Origin of the sequence: Actinomadura sp. NBRC 104412 (assembly GCF_030269515.1) — a bacterium.
In the GTDB taxonomy this organism is placed as follows: Bacteria; Actinomycetota; Actinomycetes; order Streptosporangiales; family Streptosporangiaceae; genus Spirillospora.
In genome coordinates, this window is record NZ_BSTM01000062.1 from 1 (window position 1) to 7,943 (window position 7,943).

The following is a 7,943-nucleotide window of genomic DNA, read 5'->3' on the forward strand; positions in this document are numbered from 1 at the left end:
GACTACCTGCAGGCCGTAGCCGACGAACTCAACAACCGGCCCCGCGCTATCTTCGGGTTCAAGAAGCCGAAGGAAGTGTTCGCCGAGCTACTGACCAGCGGAGTTGCTTCCACCGGTTGAGGGCAGGGCCCACTGAGCCCTGTTCCAGCTGTGTGATAAGCAAGCAAAAGCTTGGCTACCATCAGCATAGAGTGATCCAGCAGTAACCGCCGCCAGGGGCTGGTCCTTGCCACAAATGATGCATCGCACAGTCCACCGGTTCGATGCATCTCGACCAACATGCACAAGCTCTAAGCTTTCACCCGCATTAGGAAAGCTACTCATGGCCGACACACCTTTCTCGGATCTCGACCTGGCAAGACTGCACACGAGAAAAGTTCTGCAAATAGTAGATTAGCTTGTAGTCTCCATCTTTCTCTTCAGTTTTAATCAGGTCTCCAACCACAACATCGGTGGGAGGGTCGAACCTCAGGTCAAACGTCGGCTCACACATCCCCTCCTCATAGATGCCGAGCACGACCCCTCTCCCTTCGCCGGGAGATAAGGTTACGGTCTCGATGAGCTTTGGACCGGTGGTGTCGTCGGTCTTGTGTCGTTGTTCTGCGATGTCAGGTGTACGCATAGAAAATGCCCTCCATGCGAACTGAGCAAGCTCTACGGAGTCAGTTCGCGCCTGCTTATGGATTAATGATGCGGCCTCGTATACATGCAGCCACCATCGCTGCGAGGTAATTTTTGCAGAAACACGCTAAATGTGTTATGTTTTAATGGTGCTAAATGCAAGTGTTGCCATTTGAAGCATACACCTGCTTTAGGAAACCTGTCAATAATTATTACATAACCTATGTGTAGCGTGAATGGATTACTTTAAGACCATAGAGATAGCCGACTTATATCACATCGAAAGACGGACGGTTACTAACTGGATCAAGCAGGCTCGTGAAGGCCGATTGGATCTCGATCTTGTCCCAGGAGGATGGTGACTATTACATTGCGAAGACCCCGAAGAACCAGGTTACGATAACCAAGACAGTCAAAGAGCGCCGCAAGTTTAAACGCAATCTTACGGTCGTCACTCCAAGCCAAAAGTTCTACGAGATTTATAGCGAGGAGCAGATTTTGGACATCATAGATAATCTCGACATCGAACGCGAGATCCCACGACAGTATAACTATCTCGACGGTGGGGCTGAGTTCTGGGATAAGTACGCACAACGACTTGAGCAGGATCGGGCACCGAATCTGGTTAGGCGCACAATGGAGCTGCTAGATGACAACAGTAAGTTCCTCGATCGGCAGCTAGGACCCTTTGCTCGTGTCAACGTCATTGATGTCGGTGTGGGTAACGCCATACCAACTCAGAACTTGCTGCGTCACCTGCTTGAAGCCGGCAAGCTAAATCGCTATGTGGCTATCGATATCAGTCAGGACATGTTGAATATCGCTAGACGAAATATAGACGCATGGTTCAATAATGCCCCGACTCACCCGGCGATCCGAGTTGAGGACTACGTCGCTGACATCAGTAGTGAGTCTTTCCGGTTTGCGACTGCGCCAGACTCCAATTCGGCACTGGATAGCGAAAATGGCGACGCGACAGTTAATCTTGTACTGCTACTCGGTGGCACTCTCTCCAACTTCCGCAACCCCGAGAGGGTGTTGGAGGTGATTCGAAAGAGCATGGGGCGCAAGGACTTCTTTATCTATACCGTGAAGCTCGACTCGCCGGCAACCCGACAGCACTTTGATTTCCGGGCCAGACAAGACCGAGGCGCCGAGCTGCCTCGTCAGGACCAAAGCAACGAGCTGCCCCCGCAGTACAAGTTCATTGTAGATTTGCTGGGGATCAGCGAGGAATACTACGACGTTGAAATGGATTGGGACGAAAGGGAGCGCGCTCGATACCTACAGATTCGATTAAAGCGTGCGTTGACAATCAGCTTCAAGTTTCCAAGCAAGGTGTCAGTAGACTTAAATAAGAACGATGCGGTTGTCGTGTGGCGAGCACAACACAAAAGCGATCGTGAAATTGAAGACATGCTCATAACCAACGGCTTCAAACTGCTTCTGTCGGCCCAGTCTGCCGACCAAGAGTACATGCTCGTAATGGCCAATCGTAGGCGTAAGGTCTAGGAAGGGGCCTCCGTCTTCATTCTTAGCTCGGTCGCTACTCGCCCGGATCGACCAACCCTGGCCGAGTGTGTGAGGCGGCAACAAGTTGATGCTGACGACGAAGCATGCCGCACCACGCCCGCACACCTGCGTAGTTGCTGTTCAAGCGCCGCGATGCATCATTTCTGCGCCACCTCTGCTTCTCTTCTGCTGTGGCCCTCAGGCGGCTGACGAGCGAAGTGTGGACGGGGTGTCCAAGGCGGCCGATCAGGGTGGCTACCGAATCTCGACCGAGGACGGGCAGCTGTTCATGACGATTGCCGCCATACCTACCGCCATGGAGCAGCTGTGCACCAATTCATCGCCAGCCCCTTCCTCGGCAACTACCTGGTACTACGGCCGGGAAGCGGCGGTGCCTTGCGGCTTCCCTACAACCGCTACAAGGAACTCGCTCTCACCGCCAAACTCGGCACCCCTTGCCCGGTGTGGTTCGTCGACGCCGTCCGGCGCGGGTGGGGTGTCGATGTGGCCGGTCTCCACGCCGATGACCTCCTGGTGGTGCGCCCGGAGTCGCCCTACGGGTACGTCCGCGCCACCTACGAACTGAACCTCGGCTGCAACTACGACTGCGAGCACTGCTACCTCGGCCTCAAGCGCTTCGAGGGCTTGTCCTGGACCGACCGGGAAAAGCTGCTGCACGTCTTGCGCGATGCCGGGGTGCTGTGGCTCCAGCTCACGGGCGGCGAGCCGACCATTGATCCGCTGTTCCCCGAGGTGTATGGCCGGGCCTACGACCTTGGCATGATGCTGAGCATCCTGACCAACGGCTCACGCCTAGCCAATCCGAAGATCCTCGACCTCCTTTCCAGCCATCGGCCGCACGAGATCACCATCAGCGTGTACGGCGCGACGGAGGAGAGCTACGACGGTCTGACCCGTCGGCGCGGCTCGTTCAAGGCGTTCAGCCGCGGGCTGATGGCCGCGTGCGAGGCCGACCTGCCGCTCAAGCTCAGCCTGATCATCACCAAGACCAATGCCCATGAGGTCGAGCAGATGCAGGCCATGGCCGACAGCTTCGGCATCCCGCATCACCTCTACATGAACATGTCGCCGACCATCCACGGTGGCGCGGAAACCCTGCCGTCGCAATCGGTCGAGCACCTGCGCAAGCGCAAGCCGTTCACGGGCTGCAACGCCGGGCACAGCTTCTTCCACGTCGACCCGCACGGCATGGCCAGCATCTGCAAGATCGGGCGCGACCCGCAGATTCCCCTCATTGAGGAAGGCGTCGAGGGCCTCGCCCAGCTCGGCGCCATCGCCGATTCGCTGCTGCTACGGCAGGGCGGCTGCACGGGCTGCACGCTTCAAGGGACATGCGGCACCTGCATGCCGCTGGTGCAGCTCTACCGCCAGGCCAAGGCACCGCTGGCGGCCTACTGCCAGCACAAGAAACCCAGGGAGGAGGTAGCCGGATGATCGTCGATGTCGAGATCAGGCCGAAGCCCGTCGAAGACGCGCCCGATGTCGTGTTCGTCGAGGACGTCGAGGCGCTCGTCGAGTCGGCCAAGTGCTCGTGTGCGGCCGGTGACGACCAGCCGTACTGACTGATCACCAGGCGAGGGCCGCCCTACGATGTCCAGGGCGGCCCTCCGCCACGTCCACGAGCCACGTCCACGAAAGGGAGCCATGGCAGTCGAGCGCATCCACTGGGAAAATCTTCCGCAGGCCACCAGGGAGGCCGTCGAGCGGTACACCGGCACCGTCTGGTCGGCCAAGACCGTTTCGGAAGGGCTCAACTCAGCGATCGCGGCTGTGCTCACCACCGACGCAGGCTCGGTGTTCGTCAAGGGGCTGCACCGCGACTACCCCAGGCGTTGGACCCAGGACATGGAAGCACTGATCAACCCGTACGTCGATCACCTGGCGCCGCGGCTGCTGTGGCGCGTCGAGGGCGAATGGGATGTGTTGGGCTTCGAGTTGCTCGACGGCCGCCACGCCGACTACCAGCCTGGCTCGGCCGACTTGCCGAAGGTGGCCGAGGCCGTGACGGCGCTCGGCAGTATTACCTGTCCAGATCTACCGGTGAAGCTGGCCGAGCATCGTTGGCGACATTACGTGGCAGATCCCGAAGAGCTGGAATGGCTCAAGGGCGACCGGCTCCTACATACCGACTACAACCCGCTCAACGTGCTCATGGTTGATGGACGGGCGATGCTCATCGACTGGGCTTGGCCGACACGGGGTGCCGGCTGGATCGACCCAGCCTGCCTCGTTCTGCGGTTGATGGCCAACGGGCACAGCGCAGCGTCAGCCGAGCATGTAGTAACCGACGTTCCGGCCTGGCGGACGGCGCCCGAGGAGGGCCTGGCCGTGTTCGCGCAGGCGTGCGTCCGCATGTGGGAGGAGATCGCCGACGCTAATCCGGTGGAGTGGACGAAGGGGATGGCGAAGGCGGCGAGAGAGTGGGCGCCTCGTCGGCAAGGTGCCCAGGGTTCATACAGAGCATAATCAAAGTTTTCGGTGTCCTGTCCCGTCCAAGAAGTAAAATGCGACCGGCGCAGTGATAGGGCGCACCCGCTTGAGATAGCGCTCAGCGACCTCAGCGTCTCGCCCAAAGACCATAAATACCTTGTCGGCATCGACCTTCTGCAGAAGCCAGATGTATTCGGTGATAGCCTGCCACTTGGCGGCTGGATCGGGAACGTTCTTGAGCCACTTGGCATCGCCGACGTAGCTCCGATCGGAGCTGACAAGATCAAAAGTCCACGACAAGGATCCACCGACCATAACGGAGCGGGAACCGAGATCGACCTTCCATATGTTGGAGAAATATTGACAGGCGTAACGCTCGAAGTCTCGCCAGTTCGTCACATCAGGGATGTCATTAGACATTTTGAAGATCTCACATTAGTAGCGGATCGCAGGTCTCAGTCCGCCAGTTGGCTATTCGGTCGGCACCTCTGGCAACTGATCAAGCGAAGCTTCCGTGCCTTCCTCGACTTCGGGCCCCGTCGACCCACCGATGTTCTTCTCAGGATACCGTTCATCAAACGCGAGCAGATCCTGCCAGAATGTATCGACCTGCGAAGTATCCCAGGAGTACGAGCGTTGCCAATCGGGCACTTCGATACGAGGGCTGGTTGTACTTAGGAGCGCACCAATCGTCTGCCGGTGAGCCTCATAGCGCTGATCTGGCATAACAAGCACCTTCTGCAGAACGGAACCTCATCGTCGGCGCACCATACCTATCCTTTGGACGGCTTGGATGAACGTGCAGCCAACACCGGAATCTCCGCAACCTTCTCCGCCGCCAACTCCTCCCAGATCACACCCACCGGCCGGCGCCGGCCCGAACACTGGATCACCTCGTCAGGCGTGACGATGAGGTCGACGTTGAAGTCGTGTGCTGCTTCGGGGATGTCCTCGTCCACGACCTGGAGCTGGTGTACGGGCGCCACGATGACCGTCTCCTCTGTAACGAGCCCAGCCTCGATGAGCAGCGCTACTTCAAGGTCGGAGTAGCCAGCCCCCTTGCCGATGCGGGCTCCCGTACGGTTGACGGCGACGCTGCCGCAAATCACGACGTCGATGGGCCGCATATCCTCCACGCCGATGCGACGTGCCGCCTCGGCGGCACCCTCCTTCGCGGCGGCCTGCTCGGGTGGTACCTCAAGCGTGATGGGGTCAAGCAGGTAGAACGGCTGCAAACTGGCCATCCTCGGCACCGCCATATAGAGGAGCTTGCCGTCCTGGAGCGCCCGGACACGGATGGACAGCTGGGCCCAATCGGGGTTGGCCTTGACGGTGCGCGCTGTTTGCCAGACGTCCAGCTCGGCCAGACGCTCGGCAGTCGCGTCGGCCCCGAAGAAGCCGGGGATCTTGCCGTACGAACCTGCCGGCACCGCCTGCTCACGTTCCAGCAGCCGCCACATCCGTTCCCGAAGTGACTGCTTCGCTTGGTCGATGCTGCTGCCCATCCCCCGCACCATAACTGCTACAGCGTTGCCATCAGCGCTAGTAGCCGGTCATGGACATCCCCGACCCATGGCTCGTGCTGCCATGGCCGCAATTCGCGCCCCGCCGTGAAGGCCACGGCGAGCCCACCACCACCGCGGGTCAGTTCGATGGTGTCGATTGTGCGGTGCATCGCCTCGGCGGCTTCGTCAAGTTTGCGTTGCCGGATGAGCGACAAGGTGAGGTTGCCGTAGGCGATGGCCTGGCTCTTCTGCTTGCTGGCCAACGAGTCGACGGTCGGGCGCAAGACTGTCTCAGCGCGTTCCGGCCGAGCGAGCGACAGGTAACAGGAGCCAGCCAGACGTTGGTACTCGCTGCGTGTGTAGTACTCGGCAGCGAGGTCGTCTGGTGTCGTCTGGTCGAGCAACACTTCCGCTTGTCCGAGGGCACGCTCACAAGCTGAACCGTCGTCCATCATGGCAAGCCCCTCGGCGACGTGCAGCAACGACAGCCCGGCCAGAGCGGTGCTGGACGCCCGTGCGAGATCACTGGCCTCGACAGCCAGCCCGACGCCGGTCGCGGGATCGTGGGCGCCATAGAGGGCGATGAAGCTCTTGCGCAGCGTGGCGTACGCCTCAAGCGTTTGATCATGAATATGTCTCGCGGCGGCAACCGCTTCATCGAGGTACGCCAGTGCCGCCGTGTGATCGCGACGCTGGCTCACGTCCCAGACCAGCTGGCTCATGAAGGTGGCGGATTCGGCCTCGACCTCGTACAGCGCCCGCCTGATCCGGGCGTTCCCAGCGTTCTGGCGCAACAACGTCACTTGGCCGTGGAGCTGGCCGGCTGATCCCAGCAGGGCGGTCGACGGCGTCCGGTCATATTGCGCATCCAGGCGACGCACTTGTTCGTGCAACTGTGCAGCCACCACAAGGTCAACCTGCGATGGCTGTTGAAGTGCACGGCGGAGGCGATCATCAGGTTCGCTTGGCTTGATCGTGATGTCAGCGAGCAGGGCCTGGAGCTCCTCAAGTGTTACATCAAGCAGTCGTGCCAGATTAGGGCGCTGCCATGGCTGCGGTTCCGTTTCGGCAGTCTCCCAGCGTACGACCGTTGAACGCTCAACGCCGAGCTGTTCTGCCAGCTTTTCCTGGCTGTAGCCCGCTGCCTTGCGGCGCTGGGCCAACCGTACCCGTTTGGCCGCCATGTGCCCTCCCAGGGGGTCTTTGGGCACACCCTAGCCAATACCACAAGTATTTGCCCAGGTCACACCTGCCTTGCCTCACTTTTGCGTCAGCACTGCCCCCTTTCTGCTGTGGTTTCCGCAGGTCAACGGCGGTTCTCTGGCCTTCCGCCCGGCTGGACGAGCGCCACCACCGAGCCAGTGGCCAACCGGGTCGTTCGTGGGGAAGGGAGCGGTATGCGCTATAGCGAACGTCACTACCTTAGACTTCATCGCCAGTGCAGAACCAGCACGCCTCGCGCAGACGCCAAGCTCTGTCCCAACGCCGGCTGTTGAGGTGGGCTTTGATGGGTGGGTGCTGGCGCGGTCGGGGGTGGCTTTTGTGTGGACGTTGGAAGAAGAAGTGAAAAAACGTTAAGGATTATCCAAAAGAAAAATGCGGTCGGTAAACCAGGGCTTGATGCCCGGCTTGCCGACCGCGTTAATCATGTGGGGTAGCGGATCAACCGCCGAAACCGCCGTCGCCCGGGAGACATGACTCCCTCCTTCACACGATATCTCGCAGCTCTAGTGTCTTGTAACTGAAGATCGCTTACTTGAAGTTGTTGGCAAGCAGTTTCTTGTAGTCGCGTTGGAGAACGCGGACCTTGGCGATGATCTCTTTGGGTTTGGCGGTCCAGATGAAGGGTTTCGC

The 7,943-nt window shown here is 59.6% G+C and carries 9 protein-coding genes and 1 pseudogene; 5 read left to right on the forward strand and 5 right to left on the reverse strand.

The window, feature by feature from the left end; all coding sequences use genetic code 11:
• Positions 1-120: pseudogene (locus tag QSK21_RS35395) on the forward strand (IS30 family transposase); the annotation flags it as partial.
• 196 nt (positions 121-316) lie between these two features.
• Here QSK21_RS35395 and QSK21_RS35400 read toward each other — a convergent pair.
• The gene (locus QSK21_RS35400; protein ID WP_285702133.1) at positions 317-622 is read right to left on the reverse strand and encodes a hypothetical protein; all 306 of its coding nucleotides are present in this window, start codon (positions 620-622) and stop codon (positions 317-319) included.
• 317 nt (positions 623-939) lie between these two features.
• On the opposite strand from QSK21_RS35400, the gene QSK21_RS35405 reads away from it, so the two are divergent.
• The 4 genes from QSK21_RS35405 (at position 940) to QSK21_RS35420 (ending at position 4,620) form a co-directional block, all read left to right on the forward strand.
• Entirely contained in the window at positions 940-2,133 is a 1,194-nt protein-coding gene (locus QSK21_RS35405) for an L-histidine N(alpha)-methyltransferase (protein ID WP_285702134.1), read from the forward strand.
• Positions 2,134-2,460: 327 nt separating this feature from the next.
• Positions 2,461-3,588 (forward strand): radical SAM protein, encoded by a 1,128-nt coding sequence (locus QSK21_RS35410; protein ID WP_285702135.1) that lies wholly within the window; start codon positions 2,461-2,463, stop codon positions 3,586-3,588.
• Entirely contained in the window at positions 3,585-3,716 is a 132-nt protein-coding gene (locus QSK21_RS35415) for a hypothetical protein (RefSeq protein WP_285702136.1), read from the forward strand. Before QSK21_RS35410 ends, QSK21_RS35415 begins: the two co-directional genes overlap by 4 nt.
• 82 nt (positions 3,717-3,798) lie before the next feature.
• Positions 3,799-4,620 carry a hypothetical protein gene (locus QSK21_RS35420; RefSeq protein ID WP_285702137.1) on the forward strand — a complete coding sequence of 274 codons (822 nt, stop codon included), beginning with the start codon at positions 3,799-3,801 and terminating at the stop codon, positions 4,618-4,620.
• On the opposite strand, the gene QSK21_RS35425 is transcribed toward QSK21_RS35420, so the two are convergent.
• From QSK21_RS35425 to QSK21_RS35440, 4 genes are read right to left on the reverse strand one after another with little or no spacing between them, the layout of a single operon-like run.
• On the reverse strand, positions 4,621-5,004 hold the full coding sequence (locus QSK21_RS35425; RefSeq protein ID WP_285702138.1) for a hypothetical protein: 384 nt from the start codon (positions 5,002-5,004) through the stop codon (positions 4,621-4,623).
• A gap of 51 nt (positions 5,005-5,055) precedes the next feature.
• Positions 5,056-5,310 carry a DUF262 domain-containing protein gene (locus tag QSK21_RS35430; protein ID WP_285702139.1) on the reverse strand — a complete coding sequence of 85 codons (255 nt, stop codon included), beginning with the start codon at positions 5,308-5,310 and terminating at the stop codon, positions 5,056-5,058.
• Positions 5,311-5,357: 47 nt separating this feature from the next.
• The gene (locus QSK21_RS35435; protein WP_285702140.1) at positions 5,358-6,089 is read right to left on the reverse strand and encodes a 5-formyltetrahydrofolate cyclo-ligase; all 732 of its coding nucleotides are present in this window, start codon (positions 6,087-6,089) and stop codon (positions 5,358-5,360) included.
• Positions 6,090-6,106: 17 nt separating this feature from the next.
• Positions 6,107-7,273 carry a helix-turn-helix domain-containing protein gene (locus QSK21_RS35440; protein WP_285702141.1) on the reverse strand — a complete coding sequence of 389 codons (1,167 nt, stop codon included), beginning with the start codon at positions 7,271-7,273 and terminating at the stop codon, positions 6,107-6,109.
• Positions 7,274-7,943: the final 670 nt, after the last annotated feature.

Bases quoted from the DNA above. Each gene is read 5' to 3' on its own strand.
- QSK21_RS35425 (WP_285702138.1), bottom strand. From the start codon at position 5,004: ATGTCTAATGACATCCCTGATGTGACGAACTGGCGAGACTTCGAGCGT.
- QSK21_RS35400 (WP_285702133.1), bottom strand. From the start codon at position 622: ATGCGTACACCTGACATCGCAGAACAACGACACAAGACCGACGACACC.
- QSK21_RS35415 (WP_285702136.1), top strand. From the start codon at position 3,585: ATGATCGTCGATGTCGAGATCAGGCCGAAGCCCGTCGAAGACGCGCCC.
- QSK21_RS35435 (WP_285702140.1), bottom strand. From the start codon at position 6,089: ATGGGCAGCAGCATCGACCAAGCGAAGCAGTCACTTCGGGAACGGATG.
- QSK21_RS35440 (WP_285702141.1), bottom strand. From the start codon at position 7,273: ATGGCGGCCAAACGGGTACGGTTGGCCCAGCGCCGCAAGGCAGCGGGC.
- QSK21_RS35430 (WP_285702139.1), bottom strand. From the start codon at position 5,310: ATGCCAGATCAGCGCTATGAGGCTCACCGGCAGACGATTGGTGCGCTC.
- QSK21_RS35420 (WP_285702137.1), top strand. From the start codon at position 3,799: ATGGCAGTCGAGCGCATCCACTGGGAAAATCTTCCGCAGGCCACCAGG.